The organism is Shewanella zhangzhouensis (assembly GCF_019457615.1).
Classification (GTDB): Bacteria; Pseudomonadota; Gammaproteobacteria; order Enterobacterales; family Shewanellaceae; genus Shewanella; species Shewanella zhangzhouensis.
The window spans coordinates 176,520-195,110 of sequence record NZ_CP080414.1 but is presented as its reverse complement, the minus strand read 5'-3'; the positions used below and the strand labels follow the sequence as shown (position 1 = coordinate 195,110).

General features: G+C 55.4%; 16 protein-coding genes. 7 read left to right on the top strand and 9 right to left on the bottom strand.

Features of this window, described 5'->3' with window-relative positions:
• Nucleotides 1-5 precede the first annotated feature (5 nt).
• Genes gspF through gspC form a run of 4 tightly spaced genes read right to left on the bottom strand, consistent with a single transcriptional unit; the run spans nt 6 to nt 5,868 of the window.
• A complete protein-coding gene (gspF, locus tag K0H63_RS00830; protein ID WP_220066344.1) occupies nt 6-1,229 on the bottom strand; it encodes a type II secretion system inner membrane protein GspF in 1,224 nt (407 codons plus the stop codon).
• A 3-nt stretch (nt 1,230-1,232) separates the two neighbouring features.
• Nucleotides 1,233-2,795, bottom strand: a complete 1,563-nt coding sequence (gene gspE / locus K0H63_RS00825) for a type II secretion system ATPase GspE (RefSeq protein WP_258405446.1) — start codon at nt 2,793-2,795, stop codon at nt 1,233-1,235.
• A gap of 11 nt (nt 2,796-2,806) precedes the next feature.
• Nucleotides 2,807-4,918 (bottom strand): type II secretion system secretin GspD, encoded by a 2,112-nt coding sequence (gspD, locus tag K0H63_RS00820; RefSeq protein ID WP_220066343.1) that lies wholly within the window; start codon nt 4,916-4,918, stop codon nt 2,807-2,809.
• 26 nt (nt 4,919-4,944) lie between these two features.
• Nucleotides 4,945-5,868 carry a type II secretion system protein GspC gene (gene gspC / locus K0H63_RS00815; protein ID WP_220066342.1) on the bottom strand — a complete coding sequence of 308 codons (924 nt, stop codon included), beginning with the start codon at nt 5,866-5,868 and terminating at the stop codon, nt 4,945-4,947.
• A gap of 270 nt (nt 5,869-6,138) precedes the next feature.
• Here gspC and hslR point away from each other — a divergent pair, with 270 nt between their 5' ends.
• The 6 genes from hslR to K0H63_RS00785 all read left to right on the top strand — a co-directional run bounded on the left by hslR (nt 6,139) and on the right by K0H63_RS00785 (nt 10,817).
• Nucleotides 6,139-6,543 carry a ribosome-associated heat shock protein Hsp15 gene (gene hslR, locus K0H63_RS00810; RefSeq protein ID WP_220066341.1) on the top strand — a complete coding sequence of 135 codons (405 nt, stop codon included), beginning with the start codon at nt 6,139-6,141 and terminating at the stop codon, nt 6,541-6,543.
• Between the two features lie 30 nt (nt 6,544-6,573).
• Entirely contained in the window at nt 6,574-7,443 is an 870-nt protein-coding gene (hslO, locus tag K0H63_RS00805; RefSeq protein ID WP_220066340.1) for an Hsp33 family molecular chaperone HslO, read from the top strand.
• A gap of 200 nt (nt 7,444-7,643) precedes the next feature.
• Nucleotides 7,644-9,185, top strand: a complete 1,542-nt coding sequence (locus K0H63_RS00800) for a phosphoenolpyruvate carboxykinase (RefSeq protein WP_011758287.1) — start codon at nt 7,644-7,646, stop codon at nt 9,183-9,185.
• Between the two features lie 215 nt (nt 9,186-9,400).
• The gene (locus tag K0H63_RS00795) at nt 9,401-9,622 is read left to right on the top strand and encodes a DUF7661 family protein (RefSeq protein ID WP_220066339.1); all 222 of its coding nucleotides are present in this window, start codon (nt 9,401-9,403) and stop codon (nt 9,620-9,622) included.
• A gap of 68 nt (nt 9,623-9,690) precedes the next feature.
• A complete protein-coding gene (locus K0H63_RS00790) occupies nt 9,691-10,098 on the top strand; it encodes a GFA family protein (protein WP_220066338.1) in 408 nt (135 codons plus the stop codon).
• Between the two features lie 314 nt (nt 10,099-10,412).
• The gene (locus K0H63_RS00785; RefSeq protein WP_220066337.1) at nt 10,413-10,817 is read left to right on the top strand and encodes an ExbD/TolR family protein; all 405 of its coding nucleotides are present in this window, start codon (nt 10,413-10,415) and stop codon (nt 10,815-10,817) included.
• 60 nt (nt 10,818-10,877) lie between these two features.
• Here K0H63_RS00785 and K0H63_RS00780 read toward each other — a convergent pair whose 3' ends face one another.
• Both K0H63_RS00780 and K0H63_RS00775 read right to left on the bottom strand, forming a co-directional pair.
• The gene (locus K0H63_RS00780; protein WP_220066336.1) at nt 10,878-12,041 is read right to left on the bottom strand and encodes an ABC transporter permease; all 1,164 of its coding nucleotides are present in this window, start codon (nt 12,039-12,041) and stop codon (nt 10,878-10,880) included.
• Nucleotides 12,038-12,973, bottom strand: a complete 936-nt coding sequence (locus K0H63_RS00775) for an ABC transporter ATP-binding protein (RefSeq protein WP_220066335.1) — start codon at nt 12,971-12,973, stop codon at nt 12,038-12,040. The genes K0H63_RS00780 and K0H63_RS00775 overlap by 4 nt, the downstream gene beginning before the upstream one ends.
• A 212-nt stretch (nt 12,974-13,185) precedes the next feature.
• On the opposite strand from K0H63_RS00775, the gene K0H63_RS00770 reads away from it, so the two are divergent.
• On the top strand, nt 13,186-15,018 hold the full coding sequence (locus K0H63_RS00770; RefSeq protein ID WP_220066334.1) for a M14 family metallopeptidase: 1,833 nt from the start codon (nt 13,186-13,188) through the stop codon (nt 15,016-15,018).
• 51 nt (nt 15,019-15,069) lie between these two features.
• Here the strand turns inward: K0H63_RS00770 and K0H63_RS00765 are convergent, their stop codons facing one another.
• The 3 genes from K0H63_RS00765 to K0H63_RS00755 all read right to left on the bottom strand — a co-directional run bounded on the left by K0H63_RS00765 (nt 15,070) and on the right by K0H63_RS00755 (nt 18,505).
• Nucleotides 15,070-16,716 (bottom strand): FMN-binding glutamate synthase family protein, encoded by a 1,647-nt coding sequence (locus K0H63_RS00765; protein WP_220066333.1) that lies wholly within the window; start codon nt 16,714-16,716, stop codon nt 15,070-15,072.
• 137 nt (nt 16,717-16,853) lie between these two features.
• Nucleotides 16,854-17,369 (bottom strand): DUF2087 domain-containing protein, encoded by a 516-nt coding sequence (locus K0H63_RS00760; protein ID WP_220066332.1) that lies wholly within the window; start codon nt 17,367-17,369, stop codon nt 16,854-16,856.
• Nucleotides 17,370-17,596: 227 nt separating this feature from the next.
• Complete coding sequence (locus K0H63_RS00755; RefSeq protein ID WP_220066331.1) at nt 17,597-18,505, bottom strand: LysR family transcriptional regulator; 909 nt, start codon at nt 18,503-18,505, stop codon at nt 17,597-17,599.
• Nucleotides 18,506-18,591: the final 86 nt, after the last annotated feature.

The window sequence follows — 18,591 nt, the reverse complement described above, 5'->3', positions numbered from 1 at the left end:
GGTACTTAGCCACCAATCAAATTGTTCATTTCCAGAATAGGTTGCAGGATGGCGAGTACGATAAAAAGCACCACCGCAGCCATGCTGATCACCAGCGCGGGTTGAAACACCCCCAGCGCCAGATTCACATTGGCCTCAAATTCCCTGTCCTGGTTATCCGCAGCCCGCTCGAGCATGTTTTCGAGCTGACCGCTCTTTTCGCCCGAGGCAATCATATAGAGCATCATGGGCGGAAACAGCTTGGTGTTGGTCAGGGCCGCCCCCAGGCTGGTCCCCTCGCGCACTCGGGCCGTTGCTTCTTCGACCGCTTCGCGCACCCTTAAGTTCTGCATCACCTCACCGGCGATACGCATCCCGTCCAGCAGCGGCACGGCACTGGCGCTGAGAATACTCAGGGTGCGGGCAAAGCGGGCTGTATTGATACTGCGACTGACCCGGCCAACCACCGGCAGACGCAGCAGAAACTGATGGTACTTCATCTTGAAGTTGTCATTGGCGAGCAAACGCTGAAACACCACAAAGGCCACCACAACCAAGACCATAATCAGCAAGCCATAGTCCTGCACAAAGGCAGACGATGCCATCAGGGCCTGGGTGGTCGCAGGCAACTCCTGCCCCAGATGTTCAAACTGAGACACCACCTTGGGCACTACGGCCGCAAGCAACACGGCAACCACGCCAATGGCGACCAGTGTCAGCATCACGGGGTAAATCATCGCCTGAGTCAGTTTGGACTTGAGCTGTTGACGCCGCTCGGTGTAGTCGGCCAGACGATTGAGTACCACTTCCAGGTGACCGGATTTTTCACCCGATGCCACCATAGAGCGATACAAATCATCAAAAATATGAGGGAATTCCGCCATGGAGTCGGCAAGAGAGTAACCTTCCACCACCCGTGAGCGCACCGCCATCACCATGGAAGCGAGACGGTCTTTTTCACACTGCTGGCCAACAGCCTTGAGGGCTTCTTCCACCGGCAAGCCTGACGCCACCAGGGTGGCAATCTGACGGGTGATCAGTGCCAGCTCGGCCACACTGATGCCACGCTTGAAGGGACTGAAGCCGACGGACTTGGCCTTGGTTTCCTTTTCAACAACAGGCTCGATTTCCAGCGGCATCAGACGCATATCTCGCAGCTGACTGCGGGCATGACGGGCACTGTCTGCCTCAATCACCCCTTTTTGCTGTTTGCCCTTGCCATCGAGCGCCTTGTATTCAAAAGCCGGCATGCCTTACTCCTCGCGGGTCACCCGCAGTACTTCTTCGAGGGTGGTAATGCCCGCAAGGACCTTTTGCATACCATCGTGGCGAATGCTGGGAACCGATTGACGAATATACTTCTCAATCGCCAGCTCGCCTCTGCCGCCATGGATAAGCTCGCGCACTGTGTCATCCACCAGCAGCAGCTCGTGAATACCGGTACGACCACGATAACCATTGTGGCCACAGGCCTTACAGCCGGTGGCGCGGTAAATAATGGCATCACCGCCGCCAATACCCAGCAGTTCACGCTCTCGCTCATCGGGCACATGGGGTGCCTTACAGCTTGGGCACAGGGTCCGCACCAATCGCTGGGCCAATACCCCGAGCAAACTGGAGGAGACCAGGAAGGGCTCAACCCCCATGTCCTGCAGACGCGTGATGGCACCGGAGGCCGTGTTGGTGTGCAGAGTCGAAATCACCAGGTGACCCGTAAGGGACGCCTGCACCGCAATCTGGGCAGTTTCCAGATCACGGATTTCCCCAATCATCACCACGTCAGGGTCCTGACGCAAAATGGCGCGCAGGCCGCGGGCAAACGTCATGTCGACCTTGGTGTTTACCTGGGTCTGACCTATACCTTCGAGCTCATATTCGATGGGGTCTTCCACAGTGAGGATATTGGTATCACGGGAATTGATTTCGGTAAGGCCCGCGTACAGGGTCGTACTCTTACCCGAACCCGTGGGACCGGTCACCAGCAGGATCCCGTGGGGCTTGCGGATAAGCTCGTCGAATTGCTCGCGAATGGTTTCTGTCATCCCAAGCTGAGCCAAATCCAGATTACCGGCGTTCTTGTCCAGCAGACGCAGTACCACCCGCTCACCGTGGCTCGATGGCATGGTCGACACCCGCACATCCACAGCACGGCCACCGATACGCAGCGAGATACGGCCATCCTGAGGTACCCGTTTTTCGGCGATGTCCAGACGGGCCATCACCTTGATACGGCTCACCAGCAGTGACGAAAGCTTACGGTTGGGTTTGAGCACTTCTTTGAGTACCCCATCCACCCGGAAACGCACCACGAGCTGCTTCTCGTACGTCTCGATATGGATATCCGAAGCCTCTTCTTTAATGGCTTCTGACAGGAGAGCGTTGATAAGCCGGATAATGGGCGCATCATCGTCGCCTTCCAGCAAGTCTTCGGTCTGTGGCAGCTCTTCGGCCAAAGTGAAGAGGTCCATCTCATTGCCAATGTCTTCCATCAGCTGCTGCGCTTCGGAAGAGTTGGCCTGATAGGCCTGAGTCAGTTTGGCCTCGAAGGCTCCGGATTCCAGACGCTGCAACGGAACGGCTTCACCGGCGTAGCGGCGCACTTCCAACAGGGCCGCCAGCGGAGTTTTGTCTGTGTAATACAGCCCCAGCACACCCTGCTCGTCTTTGGCGAGCACCAAGCCAAAACGGTGGGCAAAGGCAAAGGGCAGCCGCTCGCGGCTATTGGAGCGAAATGCCTCGTCTACCTGGGTCTCGGCCTCTACGCCAAGTTCATCGGACAGGCGTTCCAGCACTTCGCCCTGATTGATGTCACTCATAGGCTCGCCCGTTATTTGTTTTCGTTGATGTAATTCAGTGCGGCGTCCTTTTCACGCATGTCGGTGTCCAACCCCTTGCCTTCTTTGTAACGGTCAAGGATATCGTTCACTTCCGGTGGCAGATGCTGCGACTGGTCCCACTCTTCAAGCACGGGCACATTGGTATTGGGCATCAGATTAACGCCACGTTCCTGTTGCTCGAGCTGCAGGGCACGGAAATAGTTGTACTTACGGCCGGCGATGCCTTCCATGGTAATGCCATCACGAATAATGGTGGGCTTGATAAACACCATCAGGTTTTTCTTTTTCTTGCCGCTGGAAGACGACTTGAACAGGTGGCCAAGCAGTGGAATGTCGCCCAGGATAGGCACCTTCTGCACACTCTCCTGCACCTCTTCGTTGATCAAACCACCCAGCACCACAATTTGACCTGAGTCGGCCATGACTGTGGTGGTCAAACGGCGGGTAGCAAAGGTCACGTCCACACCCGTTTTACCGTTGATACCTGAGACTTCCTGCTCGATGGCAAGCTTCACCGCATTGCCTTCGTTGATTTGTGGCGTCACTTTCAGCTTCACACCCACTTCTTTACGTTCAACGGTCTGAAAGGGGTTGGAGTTACCGTTGCTGGAGTTTTGTGCACCCGTCAGAACCGGCACTTCATCACCCACGATAAAGGCGGCTTCCTGGTTATCCAGGGTGGTGATGGAAGGCGTAGCCAGCACGTTGGAGTTGGTATCGGAGGACACGGCCTGAATGAGGGCACCGAAGTCGCCCATGGCCACACCCCACGCCATGCCGTTCACCTTGCCCAGTGCCTGGGCCAGCAAAGTGATATCTCCGCGTTTTTCAGGGTTCTTGGAAACTATGGGGTTGCCGTTGCCGTCGATGGTGGTCACTTCAGAGGCTTCTTCACCACGGGCCTGCCAGATACCGGCACCAATCTCACCAATGGTGGGACCCAGGTTATTGAACTGGGTGCCGCCACCGGATTCAGTGGCCCACTGCACGCCAAAGCCCACATCGTCACCTTCAGCCACTTCTACGATGATGGCTTCCACCAGCACCTGGGCACGACGGATGTCGAGCTGATTGATGACGCTCTCGAGGGTGCGCATCTGGTCGGGTTCGGCGCTGATCACCAGGGCATTGGTATCTGTGTGCGCCATGATATTGATTTGGCTGCGACGCTTGCCCGAAGCTTGCTGAGCAGCCCCTTCCTTGCTCTCTTCCAGTTTCTGGGCAAAGCCGGTAAGCACTTCAACCAGGTCTTCGGCCTTGGCATAACGCAGATAGCGTACCTTGGTGTTGCCTGTACTGGCCTGCTCTGCGTCCAGACGCTTCACCAATTCCACCACACGCTGGCGACTCTTTTCATCGCCACTGATCACCACGGCGTTAATCCGCTCGTCGGCTACCACCTTGGGTGCCTGACCGGGCAACTGTGCCTGGTTGGCAGAGGCGCGGTAGAGGGTATCGATAATCCGTACCATTTCAGAGGCGGAGGCGTGCTGCAAAGGCACGACCAGCACTTCGGTATCGCCCTGTTTATCGACGCGTTTGACGATTTCCACCAGCTTGTTCACCACGGCAGCACGACCGGTGAGCATCAGCACGTTGGACGGGTCATAGTTAACCACGTTACCGCCACCGGCGTTGTCGTTAAGCTGACGCAGAAGCGGTGCAAGCTGCTTTGCCTCTGAGTTGTACAGGGGGACGATGCGGGTTACCAATTCATCGCCCAGACCCGGGGCACTGTCGTCGGCCACACGGATATTGGAGGTCTTGGCATCCTTGTCTTTGATGACCTTGAGTACGCCATTTTCCATTTCCACCACGGCATAGCCATACACCTGCAGCACGTTCAGGAAGAACTGGAAGTACTGGTCCTCGGTGAGGTTATCGTAACTTCTGACGTTGATTTTGCCGCGGATGGTCGGATCGACAATGATGGTCTTGTTCAGTCGTTTGCCAACGGTATTAATAAATTCCTGAATTTCGGCATTTTTGAAACTAGGTGCCAGCTGCTCATTGGAAGCAGACCAGGCAATCGCAGGCGAAAGGAGTACTGTACCAGCCACCAGACTGGCGATCAGTTTGCGTCGGAATCCTTGATTGTTCATCTAATTATTGTCCCCTAAAACTTCGCTTATTGCGGCAAACTGAACATGATTTCAATCAGCTGACCTTCCCGCTCTACCATGACAGAGATTTCGGTCAGTTCAGTCAGCTGGCCCATCAGCTCCAGAGCCTGGGTGCTGACAGTCAAATCATAGCCGTTAATGGATTTGGCCAGATCTCCTGGTTTGAGACCTGCCTGGGAAAAGAGTCCGGGATCTTTGCCGGGCTGTAAGCGGTAACCCACCAACTCTTCACCCTGGGTAACCGGCGAAATCGAAATGTAATCGGTGATCTTGCTTGGGTCGGCGAGCAGTTCGTCCCGCGAGGATGACAGCTCTGCCGCGACATCTTCATCACGGCGCTTGTCGATGCGGCGTACCTCATCTTCAAAGCCGCGCTGGCGATTGTTGTTTACCGAGGGAGTGCTGGCGCCGCTGGTGTATGGCACGCCGTCCAGCATCAGGGTTTCGTAGCGTCCCGCGTTGGTGATAATCACCCGGTCTGCATACACTTCCTTGAGAGAAGCCGAAGTGCCCTTGATTTTTTCACCCAGCTCGTAAGTTTCCTGGCTGCCACCCGACTCGATGATAGCCAGGCCTTTTTGTTCGGCGGTGGAAGCCACGATACCGGTCAGCACAATCGACAAGGAGGTTTTGGGTGCATCGGTAATTACCTCCTGCACCGGCTGCTCTTTGGGTTTACTGGTATCAGCTTTACCAAAGAGAGACAGAGACTTAAGACCATCGACATCAACACCGCTGTTGCCGTTGGTACCGGAGGATGGGGGATTGGGACGCCAGGCCGCTGATTCAGTCTGGGCCGGAACCAAGCGCCAGCTGATCTGAGCTGCCAAATAGCAACAAACCGCGAAAGCCAGCCAAAAGACCAGCCGACTCAGAGGCTTGTGCGGGATGCTTCCTGCCCGGGCGATAACTTTATCCAATAAATCCATAATTTATGGACCCTCTTACAGGTCTCTGTTCTGATTAGAATAATTTAGGAAAACCTGCAACATGCTAACTCAGCCACTTGATGGCAACAACCCCATAACAGCGCAGGCTGTGGCGATTTTTCGCCATTTATGCTAACTTTGCGCGCCCAAAAAGGGTGTGAGGCAGGCCGCTAAAATGGCAATTCTGCGTAGGGATCAAGCGCATGAACCTGCACAACGTGATCCGGCCACTATCTATATGTAGCAAATGTTTGCAAAAGTGGAGCATTTATGGAATCCGGGAATCCAATACTGCAATCCGTCCGTCTCGATAAATGGCTCTGGGCCGCTCGTTTTTACAAGACCCGAGCACTGGCCAAGGAAATGATTAACGGCGGTAAAGTACATTACAACGGGGCCCGCACCAAATCCAGCAAGAATGCGGAAGTTGGTGCTGTGCTTAAGATACGTCAGGGATATGACGAAAAAGAGGTGGTCATTAAAAAATTGTCGGAACAGCGACAAAATGCCACTCTGGCGCAAACCCTGTATGAAGAAACGGCGCAGAGCGTACAAAAACGTACCGCCAATGCCGAGGCTCGACGCCTGAATATCCTGAACAATCCGTCACCGGACACCAAGCCCGATAAGAAACAGCGCCGTGAGTTGCTGAGGGCCAAGTCCGGCGATTATTAACCCAGCGCCTGGCGCATGAAGATTAACGTGATGAACAAAGACACTTTATACCGCTATTTGTTTGAAAACGCCGACGTGCGCGGCGAACTGGTACAACTGGCCGATACTTACCAATCCGTGGTAAACGCCCATGAGTATCCCACCGTGCTGCGCCGCTTCCTCGGTGAGCTGATGGCAGCGACCTCACTGCTGACCGCCACGCTCAAGTTCAGCGGCGATATCGCCGTACAGGTACAGGGCAACGGTCCTGTGTCACTGGCCGTGATCAATGGCAATAACCACCAGCAACTGCGTGGTGTGGCGCGTTGGGATGGTAATCTGGCCGATGATGCCAGCCTGAACGACCTGTTCGGTGATGGCTATATCGTTATCACACTGACACCGGATGACGGCGAGCGTTACCAGGGCGTAGTGGCACTGGATAAGCCAACGCTGGCCGAGTGTATCCAGGACTACTTCCAGCAGTCTGAACAGCTGCCCACAGGCATTTGGCTGTTCGCCGATGGCGAGTGCGCTGCCGGTATCTTCCTGCAGGTATTGCCAAGCGAAGGCGATCACAACGCCGAGTACGAACACCTGACAACCCTCACTGCCACCATCAAGCAGGAAGAGTTGCTGGAGCTGCCAGCCGAAGAAGTGTTGCATCGCCTCTACCACGAAGAGCAGGTACGTCTGTTTGACCCCATCGACGTCAGCTTCAAGTGCACCTGTTCACGGGAACGCAGCGCCAGTGCCATTCGCAGCATAGACAAGGAAGAAATCCTGTCTTTACTGGCGGAGCAGGGTCAGGTGGAATTGGGCTGTGAATACTGTAATACCTTCTACCGATTTGATGCCATCGACATAGAAGCCCTCTATGCCAATGTGCCCCTGTCAGATGAGCAGGCCACCAAACAGTGAGCCAGATCACTGACTGATAACGGACGCCCGGGGGCGTCCGTTTTTTTTGACGTTTTTTCAGATCCGGCTCACACATTCAAGGCCGCTTAAGTTACAATCCGCCGCGGGCGCTCGACCCGATAAATCAAGGCGCACCACAAACCGGCAACACAGATCGGTACCCATAAAACAAAACCTCTTGATATTTGGAGACCTTACCTATGGCGGAAGGAATTAACCGCGTACACCGTAATCCCTCAACGGCCGAGCTGGTAGAACTGGCGCTGAGAAGAGGTGAAGGAGAATTGACCGCCAATGGCGCTCTGGTTGCCAAAACCGGAGCCCGTACAGGCCGTTCTCCCAATGACCGCTTCATCGTCAAAGAAGCCGGTTCTGAAGCAGATATCGAATGGGGCAACGTCAACAAGCCCTTCGCTCCAGAGGCCTTCAATGCCCTGTGGGATCGCGTAGCCGCTTACCTGGCCGACAAAGAAGTGTTCGTATCCGATCTGGAAGTCGGTGCCGACCCAGAACACTATCTGCCAGTGACAGTGACCACCGAATATGCGTGGCATCAGCTGTTCGCCCGCAACCTGTTTATTATCCCTGAGCACTTCAACCAGGCCGGCAAGCCCACCTGGCAAATCATGAACGCCCCAGGCTTCGTGTGTGAGCCAGAGCGCGATGGCACCGCCTCAGAAGCCACAGTTATCATCAACTTTGCCGAACGCAAAGTGCTGCTCGCCGGTCTCAAGTACGCCGGTGAGATGAAAAAATCCATGTTCTCCGTGCAGAACTTCCTGCTGCCTGCCAAGGGCGTGCTGCCAATGCACTGCTCTGCCAACGTTGGCAAAGACGGCGACACCACCCTGTTCTTCGGCCTGTCCGGTACCGGTAAGACTACCCTGTCTGCCGATCCCAAGCGTTTCCTCATCGGTGACGACGAGCACGGCTGGGCACCAGGCAGCGTGTTCAATATTGAAGGCGGCTGCTACGCCAAGTGTATCGATCTGAGCCAGAAGAATGAGCCGGTAATTTGGGATGCCATCCGTTTCGGCACTGTGCTGGAAAACGTAGTACTGGACGACAAGCGCGTACCTGACTACAAAAACGCCAGCCTGACCGAAAACACCCGCGCCGCCTACCCACTGGAGCACATTGCCCAGCGCCAGGAAGAAAACCGTGGCGGCGAGCCACGCGCCGTAGTGTTCCTGACCTGTGACGTATCCGGTGTACTGCCTCCTGTGTCCAAGCTGACCAAGGAACAGGCCGCTTACCACTTCCTGTCTGGCTACACCGCCAAAGTAGGTTCCACTGAGATGGGCTCAACAGCTGCCATCCAGTCAACCTTCTCTACCTGTTTCGGTGCCCCATTCTTCCCACGCCCAGCCGGTGTTTACGCCGAACTGCTGATGAAGCGTATCGAAGAATTCGGCAGCCAGGTATACCTGGTTAACACCGGCTGGACCGGTGGTCCTTACGGTGTGGGCAAGCGTTTCGACATCCCAACCACCCGCGCCATCGTTGATGCCATCGTGAGCGGCGAACTGGCCAGTGTTGAAACCGTACACCTGGAGAAGCTGAATCTGGAAGTGCCTGTGGCCGTTCCAGGTGTTGAAACAGCCCTGCTGAATCCGGTTAACACCTGGGCCGACAAGGCCAAATATCAGGAATACGCGCAGAAGCTGGCTGAAGAGTTCCAGGCCAACTTTGCCAAGTATCAGGTACCTGACTCCATCAAGAACGCCGGCCCAAAAGCCTGATAGCGTCTTGAAGCAAGAAAGACTAAAACGGCTCCTGCGGGGGCCGTTTTTTATTGTCTACACCTAAGGAAGGTGCGAACAAGTCGTCGCACAGCTCTGGCTGTACCGCCAAGGGTATTCAATCGGCACACAATTGCTGTTGAAAGCACATCAAAGCTCATTCACTATCAATTCCTGCACACATGCCAGCACACAAACTATTACCGGGACCAACCATGACAGAAAGCTACCTCTTTGATGTATTTGGCAAACGTATGTCAGTACACCGTGAAAATGGCGTGTGGCGTTTATTTTTGGTGTCCGGAACGGGTATGAGACGCCCTGTTTATGACGTGATTATCCCCGCCGCATTGGAACCCGAGGAATTGGCCACCTATTTGGATGACATCTTCCATGAGCACGCGAGCGCAAGCCATCCGAAGGTGTATCTGCTTTAGGCAATCCTGATGAAGGGTTAAGATAACGAGCCACCCTGGCTCATACATATCAGATTTCAGAGGACCTTATGTACAAAGGGAGTTGTTTGTGCGGTGCTATCCAGTACAACCTTAACGGGGCTATCAGCGACATTATTCACTGTCACTGTTCCCTGTGCCGAAAATCCACCGGCAGTGCCTATGCCACCAACGGTTTTATCGCGTCACAAGACTTAGAGCTGAGCGATCCCGAAAACAAACTGACCTTTTACGAGAGCGAACCGGGCAAGCGAAAGTATTTTTGTCAGGTCTGCGCCTCTCCCCTTTACAGCGCCAACGCCAAATACCCCGGCCGTTATCGTCTGCGAATTGGCTCCCTCGACTCCGATATCAACGAGCGCCCCCTGTCCCACAATTTCGTCACCTCCAAGGCCAACTGGGACGAGCTGGATGCCAGCCTTCCCCGCTACGAGGCATTTGAGCCATCCCGCAAGTAACGGCTTGCGAATCCTGAGCAAGCTGACAAGGACTCAAAGGCCGGGGGAATACCCTGGCCTTTTCTCATTGCAGCCCTGACCGGTGCGGATTGAATCGACACATCTACGCTCCCTTCATTCGCACAACAATTCGCGCAAAAAGTGAACCACGTCACTGATTTAGCATTCACTCACTGATACATGGCGAAAAGCGATGGACATTAGATTAGGACAATGCGATGAATAAATTACCAGGTTCTTTTTCGCGCAAACCGTTAGCAATAACATCAACAGCTGCGCAGGAAAAAGTGACCGCGCAATAGGGGGGAATTGATATGGCATTTAAAAAATACGCTGCCGAGCATGAGGAAGCCAAGGTCGATATGACTCCCATGCTGGATATCATTTTCATCATGTTGATTTTCTTTATCGTGACCACCTCATTCGTCAAGCCCATGGGGATTGACTACAACAAACCTGAATCCGCGCAAAAGTCCCGTGCCAAGGGGGACAACGTGTTGATCACCGTCAGTAAAACTGGATTGGTGACCATGGAAGGGCGTCAGGTGGACGTAGAGAGGATCACAGCCAACATTGAGCGCAAGCTTGCTGAAACGCCGGGGGCGGCGGTACTGATTCAGGCCGACGGCGAGACCCTGCACGGCACTGTGGTAGAGGTGATGGATAAGGTCAAAGAGGCTGGTGTCCATAAAATCTCAGTGACCCAATCCGATGAATAAGCGCATCCATGATGCAGCAATAAAAATGGCTCCCGTGGGAGCCATTTTTTATATCTGAGATCAGCGTCGGTTAAACAGTGCTGCGGCAATATCACTCCAGCGCGGCTCTTTACCGTACATGCGGATCCCCAGCTCGAATACCCGGGCAGATGCCCGCGACAGCCACACCACAAACCCAATCAGCAGCGCCAACGAGCCCAGCCACTCCCACCAGGGCACGTCGGAACTCATGACCCGCAGCGGCATGGCAGAGAAGGACGTCAACGGCAGCCAGCTCAGTAGCTGCATGGCCTGTCCTTCGGCATTGTCCATCACCATAAAGACAGCGCCAAGCAACAGGCCCGGCAGCAACATCACCACGGTGCGCCCCGAATGATTGGGGTCGTCGATGGTGGCGGCAAAACCGGCCAGAAAGGTATTGAGCAGCAGTATGCCCATGATGAGAAAGCCCAGCATACACACCAGCTCCAAGGCCCCCAACGGAATGCTCAGGGATGTTCCGCCACTGATGAGGCTCGCGCCCTGAATGATCAGAACCGTAATAAGGCCATAGGTGGCTATGGTTTTCAGGGAGAACAGTGAAACGCCGATAATTTTGCCATCAATCCATTCCCGGGGTGCAACCAGCGTGAGCAGTTGCTCAGTCACTCGCTGCTGCTTTTCACCTGTGATGGCAGTAAACATCAGACCAAAACTGGCAAAAAATCCCGTCACCAGCACACTCAAATACACAATACCGACAATGCGCTTCAGCTTGCGGGCCTTTTCATCGGCCAGACTCTCGCGGGTATAACTGATGTCGACAGTCGGCAAGTCATCGATGACTTTTTGCTGCTCCGCCGACAGCGGCAGGGCCGCAATCAACTGCTGTTGATGCCAGCGCTGCAACTGAGGTGTGAGCTTTTCAAGCCAGCTGGTAGATTTTTCCCCCACCAGTTTGAGCTCCCCCGCCCGGATTATCAGCAGCAAGTCCCAGTCCTTGCCGAGGTTGGCTTGTACCTCGTCAATCCTGTCATCCCCGACCCGGGTAAACTGATAACCTGCAATGGCCGGCATGGTGTCTCCCACCACGGCAACCCGGTAGTCTTTGTCTATCCAGCCTTTAATCTGGGGCCAGGCCGACATACTGGCAATGATAACCAACATGATGGCCAGAGTGGCCAGTTCCTGTTTCCACTTCAGAAATCGTTTGAATTCAAATACGGCTATCTTCCAGCGGATCATACGCCTTCCCCCACATCCCTGTTGTCACCGCCTACGGCCCGTAAATAGAGTTCATGCAAGTTAGGTTGCAAGGGCGCGAACGTCATCAGTTCGCCAAGGGCACCCAACTCATTCAACAACGCCTGCAGGCTGGCTCCCTTGGCCTTGGTCACCGACAGTTTATCGCCTTCGACCCGGACCGATTCCACCGTTTCCAGGGCGTCCACGGCATTCAGAGTCGGCACCGGATGCAACGCCACCTGATAACCTTCCCCCGGCGACAACTGTGTCATCACTTCGACCAAACTGCCTCCGGCAATGGGCTTGCCATGATTAATCAGCAGCATATGGTCGGCTAAACGTTCGACCAGCGCCATCTGGTGGGCGCTGAGCACTATGCCCTTGCCCGCCGCCCTGAGTTCAGCCAGCACAGAAACCACCAGCTCCTGATTCACAGGATCCAGTCCGGAGAAGGGTTCATCAAGGATAAGGAGTTCGGGCTCATGGAGAAGGCAGGCAATCAACTGCACCTTTTGCTGGTTGCCCTTTGAGAGCTGGCTGAGTTTATCACTGCGTTTTTCGGCCAGACCAAAACGCTCGGTCCACTGCGTTATCTGGCTGTCGATGCGCGCCCGCGGCAAACCGCGCAGCTCACCTATGTAAGTCAGGTTTTGAACAACAGTCCTGTCCTGATACAGGCCTCTGTCTTCCGGCAAATAACCATAGTGTTCCCGTGGCAATTGCGATAAGGGCCTGCCATCACGGCTGATATGCAGCTCGCCACCATCCGGCTCCGTCAGCCCCACCAACATACGGATAAGTGATGACTTACCCGCGCCATTGGGCCCCAACAGTGCGAGGATCTTACCGCCCTGAATATCAAGGCTGACGCCGTCCACCGCCTTGACCGTGCTGTAGCGCTTCTCAAGCCCCTTTGCCTGAATATGGATCATACCACCTCCCTATGTAGTCATCAGGATTCTAGAGGAGGCGCCAACCAACAAAAAGAGCCCAATTACAATTAATTACACTTAATCCCCTCAGAGTATCCATTAACAGTATCTGCTGTTTATTCGCGCAAAAACGGCCAGAATGCCTCTTGCGAAGACCTGCCAATTACGAAAAGATAGGCCTTTGATTTTTATTGCCACTATAGGCCAGCTCCATGCCATTCTTGCCACTGAAATCGTCCCTCACCTTGCTTTCCGTCACCCTGCTGAGCACAGCTCCGGCTTGGGCCACACCCGTTGTTGCCAACCAATTCGTTAATGATGCGGTACTGCCACCCATAGAGGCATGGCAAGGTGCCAGTGAGGCCCTGATGCTGACCCGCGACAGTAAATGGGCCACGCCCTTTGAGCAGAGCGGTGGCCTTGAGAGCCCCGACTACGACGCCACCATGGCCTGGCTCGACAAGTTGGTAAAACGCAGCAAATACCTGTCTAAAGTGAGTCTTGGGAAGAGCCCACAGGGACGGGACATCTGGATGATTGTCGCCAGTAAAGAAGGCGCAGACACCCCGGGCAAGCTGGAAAAGCACGGCAAACCCAGTGTGCTGGTGCAGGCCGGGATCCACTCCGGTGAGATAGATGGTAAAGACGCGGGCATGATGCTGCTGCGGGATATCGAAATGGGCGGCAAGAGTGCCCTGCTCGACAAGGCCAACCTGTTGTTTGTGCCCATCTTCAGTGTGGATGCCCACGAACGCGCCAGCGAATATAACCGGGTAAACCAGCGCGGCCCCGTCACCATGGGGTGGCGTACCAACGCCCGCAACCTTAACCTCAACCGTGACTACGCCAAGGCCGATACCAAAGAGATGCAGTTGATGCTGACCGCCATCAACGACTGGAACCCCAGCCTCTATATCGACGTGCACGTCACCGACGGCATCGACTATCAATACGATGTGACCTTCGGTTACAACCTGAGTCAGGGACTGAGCCCGGCCGCCTTTGCCTGGCTTGACGGCGAATACCGCCCCGACGTTGAAGCTGCCCTCACCCAGGCTGGCCATATTCCCGGCCCACTGGTGTTTGCCCTGGATAACAGCGATATCACCAAGGGCATGTCGCTGTGGAGCGCATCGCCCCGCTACTCCAATGGCTACGGTGATGCCCGCCACTTGCCAACCATCCTGATAGAAAACCACAGTCTCAAGCCCTTCAAACAAAGGGTGCTGGGCACTTACGTGATGCTGGAACAAACCTTAAAGACCGTGGGCGAGCAGGCGACTGCGCTCAAGGCCGCCATCATGGCCGACAGCTTTGCCTTCCCTGAGCAGGTTACCCTGACCTGGAAAGAGACACTCCAGCCAAAGGGATGGGATTTTAAAGGCATAGGATACCGGGTTGAAAAAAGCCCCATTTCCGGTGCAGATGTGGTGCGCTGGACCGGTGAGCCCGTGCTGTATGAGCAGCTGCCTGTCATCGGTAATACAGTGCCCGACATCAGTGTCAGCCGCCCGGAGGCCTATTATGTGCTGCCCCAATGGCAGGAAGTCATAGCCAAGCTGGAAACCCACGGCATTCGCTATGAGCGACTGCAGCAACCACAGCAACTGACGTTGGGGCAATACAGCTTCAGCAATCCCCAGTTTGGCGCCAAAGACTACGAAGGCCGCCAGCGGCTCAGTGCCGACGTCACCCTGAATAAGGTTGACACCACACTGCCGGCGGGCACCATCAAAATCAGCACAGAGCAGGCACTGGGCGACCTCGCCATTTTGCTGCTGGAGCCCCAGTCACCGGACTCACTGCTGCAATGGGGCCTGTTCAATCCCATCTTCACCCGTACCGAGTACATGGAGCAGTACGCAGTAGAACCCATGGCGGCGCGTATGTTGGCCGAAGATCCTGAGCTGAAAAAGGCCTTTGATGCAGCCCTCAAAGACCCCGCATTCGCCGCCGATCCAAGCGCCCGCCTGCGCTGGTTCTATGAAAAGAGCCCCTACTACGACCGGGAATACCTCAAGTACCCTGTTTATCGCAGCTTCTGATGTAAAAAAGCCGGGCTAGCCCGGCTTTTTTTGTCTCATGACATCCACTTGTTATCCCTGATGCCCTTGCCTGAGCTCAATGGGCGTAAGGATAAGATCGTCATAAACAAAGAAGCTGTCGCTGCTGGCGCTTTGCCACCAGGACTGCCACACGCCGGTCGCCCTGCCTTCGGCAAGCTCGCCATGGGAAAGCTGCTTTACCATGCTGCTGGCCGACATTGGCAAACCATAAGGTGTGCGGCGCTTTATCATTTGCGGCAACAGCTTGGCAGGGCTGTCCAGCCCCATGCCACCCAGCAGTTCATAAAAGGCATGCAGGGTGTTGTGGTGGAAATTCCTCACCCTGTCACTCTTCACTTCTACGTCCACCGCCTTGCCCCGTACAGGGTCCTGAGTGGCAATGCCCGTGGGGCAATTATTGGTGTTGCAGTGGCGCGACTGAATACAACCAAGGGCCAGCATCATGGTGCGGGCCGCATTCACGGTATCGGCGCCCAGTGCAAGTTTGGAGAGCAAGTCAAAGGCCGAGGCGGTTTTGCCCGAGGCAATGATACGCACCTTGTCTCTGAGCCCCAGCCCAATCAAGGCATTGTGCACAAAGTACACACCCTCGAGACACACCATGCCCATGCGATTGGTAAACTCCACCGGCGCGGCGCCCGTGCCCCCTTCGGCGCCATCCACAGTGATGAAGTCAGGATAAATGCCGGTTTCCAACATGGCCTTGCCGATGGCCAAAAACTCCGCCGGATTGCCAATGCACAGCTTAAAACCAACGGGTTTGCCGCCGGATAACACCCTCAGCTCACGGATAAATCCAAGCAGCGCCTTGGGCGTGGCGCACATGGGGTGCACCGCAGGCGACACACAATCCCTGTCGGTGGGGATAAGGCGGATACGGGCAATCTCTGCCGTAATCTTGGCCTTGGGCAGGACACCACCATGGCCGGGCTTGGCACCTTGTGACAGCTTGATTTCAATCATCCGCACCTGGGGCTGGCAGGCCTGACGGCTGAATGCCGCAGGGTCGAACTCCCCTTCATGGGTGCGGCAACCAAAAAGGCCCGAGCCAATTTGCCACACCAGATCGCCGCCATGTTCGAGGTGGTGATCGCTTATGCCACCCTCGCCGGTGTTATGGTAAAAACCGCCTTTCTTCGCCCCCAGATTCAGCGCCTGAATGGCGTTGGATGAGAGGGAGCCAAAGCTCATGGCCGAAATATTCAGCCGCGAAGCACTGTAAGGCTTTAAACATTCATCGCCACCAAAGCGCACCCGCTTGCTCTCCTCTTTCACCTCACAGGGGTTTAATGAGTGCCACAAACTCAGGTAGTTATCGGCCAAAAGGTCGCGCTGAGTGCCGAAGGCGATGGTGTCGCGCTCATTTTTGGCACGCTGATACACCAAAGAGCGCTCTTCGCGGTTAAAGGGCTTTTCTTCAGTGTCGCTGGCGATGAAATACTGCTGGATCTCCACCCGAAAAGATTCAAGCCCATAACGGATATAGGCCACAACGGGGTAAAGCCTGTTCAGGCTATGGCGGGAAAGGAAGAGGTCGTAGGCACCAATCAGGGTGTAGCCCAGGGTAAAGGCCAGCAAGAGCCAGGCACCCAAACCGGGATGCCGGCTACACAGCCAGATTGCCAGGGCGTTGCCCAAGGTAGCCATCAGCCAATACAGCTTTTGCATGAGTGTCATAGTTCTATTCCTTGAGCATGCCGGCGCACTGCCGAAACGTCCTGTTTCACCGAAACGGCATCATTGATTTTAAAATCATGCTACTTGCTGGCGCGCCAACAAAAAAGCCCCGAATACAATTCGGGGCTAGCCTGGCCTCACCACACGTCGGCCAACCGCTCAAATCCGGCTGGCGGAATGGCGCTTTGGCGCCAATAACGACCACCGTCGTCGGTGCGTCCCAACAGGGACTTGTTGACCAACTCCCGCCGGATAAGGGGATGATCACCAAACCCGATAAAGGGTTTTAGCAGCGCATTCACCTCGGCCTCACTGTACTCCACCCCATACCGGAAACGGCACCAGAAAAACCACAGACTTTGCTGCTGCAAGGCGTAACGGCCAGGCCATTGCCTGAGCACATAGTCTTGGCCCATAAAGGGTTTCAGCTTGGCCGGAATATCCACGGCCAGGGGATCCAACCCTGACTCATCCGCCTCCAGCGGTAACTGCTGCGCCTTAAGCTGCTGAAAGTTTTGATGCCCACTGGCCTTGGCGAGCAGGTTCAGCATTTCTACATGGGTAGGGAATTGCTCGCAAGCCATCAACTGCTTGCGAAGGGACTTGGCCAATGCCGAGATATCGGCGGCCACAAATGGAATAACCTGTTTCATGACTATACCTCACACAGGCGCGCCCGCCCTGGGGTGTCAGTGATCGCCGACTTCCAACGGGGCACGCGAATGTACGGTACCGGATTCAGGTGTAAGGCAGGTTTAGCTCGGCTTGCGCCGCGGCGATGTCTGGGTGAACTGCAGACCCAGACGACATCATAACCAGAGGCGCAAAAAGCGCAAGTCGCTCGTCTGAACGAAACCTATCCGGGCCCACAAGCGCAAACTCACACCTCGTCCGGCCCCTGATACTCCGCGATGCCACGTCCAAAGCAGCCGAGCTCGTCCAGCACCGCCATAATCCTCGGCAATCCATGCAGGCGCTTGTGTACCTGAATAAAAATTTCGCCGCGATAATCGCTGTCAAAGGACACCGGCAGGCGTACCAGCGAGCTCAGTATGGGATGGGACATCAGGGCATCGTAAAGTACCATGGCGCCCAGTCCCTGCACGCAGGCCCCCAACTGCACGTTGAAGTCGTCGCTGGCAAAGACGGGTTTAAACCCGGGTAACAGTCGATGCAATTCACGGTTTATCCTGAAATGCCCCTGATCCTCACTCCAACAGATGAGTGCAAGGTCAGCGAGGGTAGCCCCCGGTGGCAGTGACGCCGCATAGTCCCGGCTGCCATACAATCGGGGTTTACTCAGTATCTTGCCAACCGTCATCAGTCCGGGCTCCGCCACCTGCCGGGTTCGAAGGGCAATGTCTGCTTCGCCCCGGGACAAATCGAGCAGATGAGTTGAAGACAGCACTTCCAGAGTCAATGCCGGGAATCGTGCCCTCAGTCTCTGAGCCAACTGAGTCAGCAATGTCAGGGCAAGTCCCGGCGGCGCAGTAATACGCACCTTACCGGCCACACGTTCAGCGGGCCTGGCCAGGCTCACCTCGGCATCATGGGCCCATTGAGCCATTTGGGCCGCAGCGGGTAACAGCCGCAACCCCGCAGGCGCCAGTTCACAGCCCTGGGATCGGCGAATGAACACGGGCTCACCCAACTGCCCCTCAAGTTCTGCGATGCGTCGGCTCAGGGTGGGTTGCCCCAGGCCCAGTTGCCGCGCCGCGGCGCTGAAGCTGCCAAGCTCTGCAACCGCCACAAATAAACGAATGTCTTCCCAGTTCAGCCCCTGCTTCATTCTATTACCATCCAAATACGAATACCCACATACGATATTCGCCAATTGAGACCAATGTCCATCCATGAAAGCATAACCACAAGACA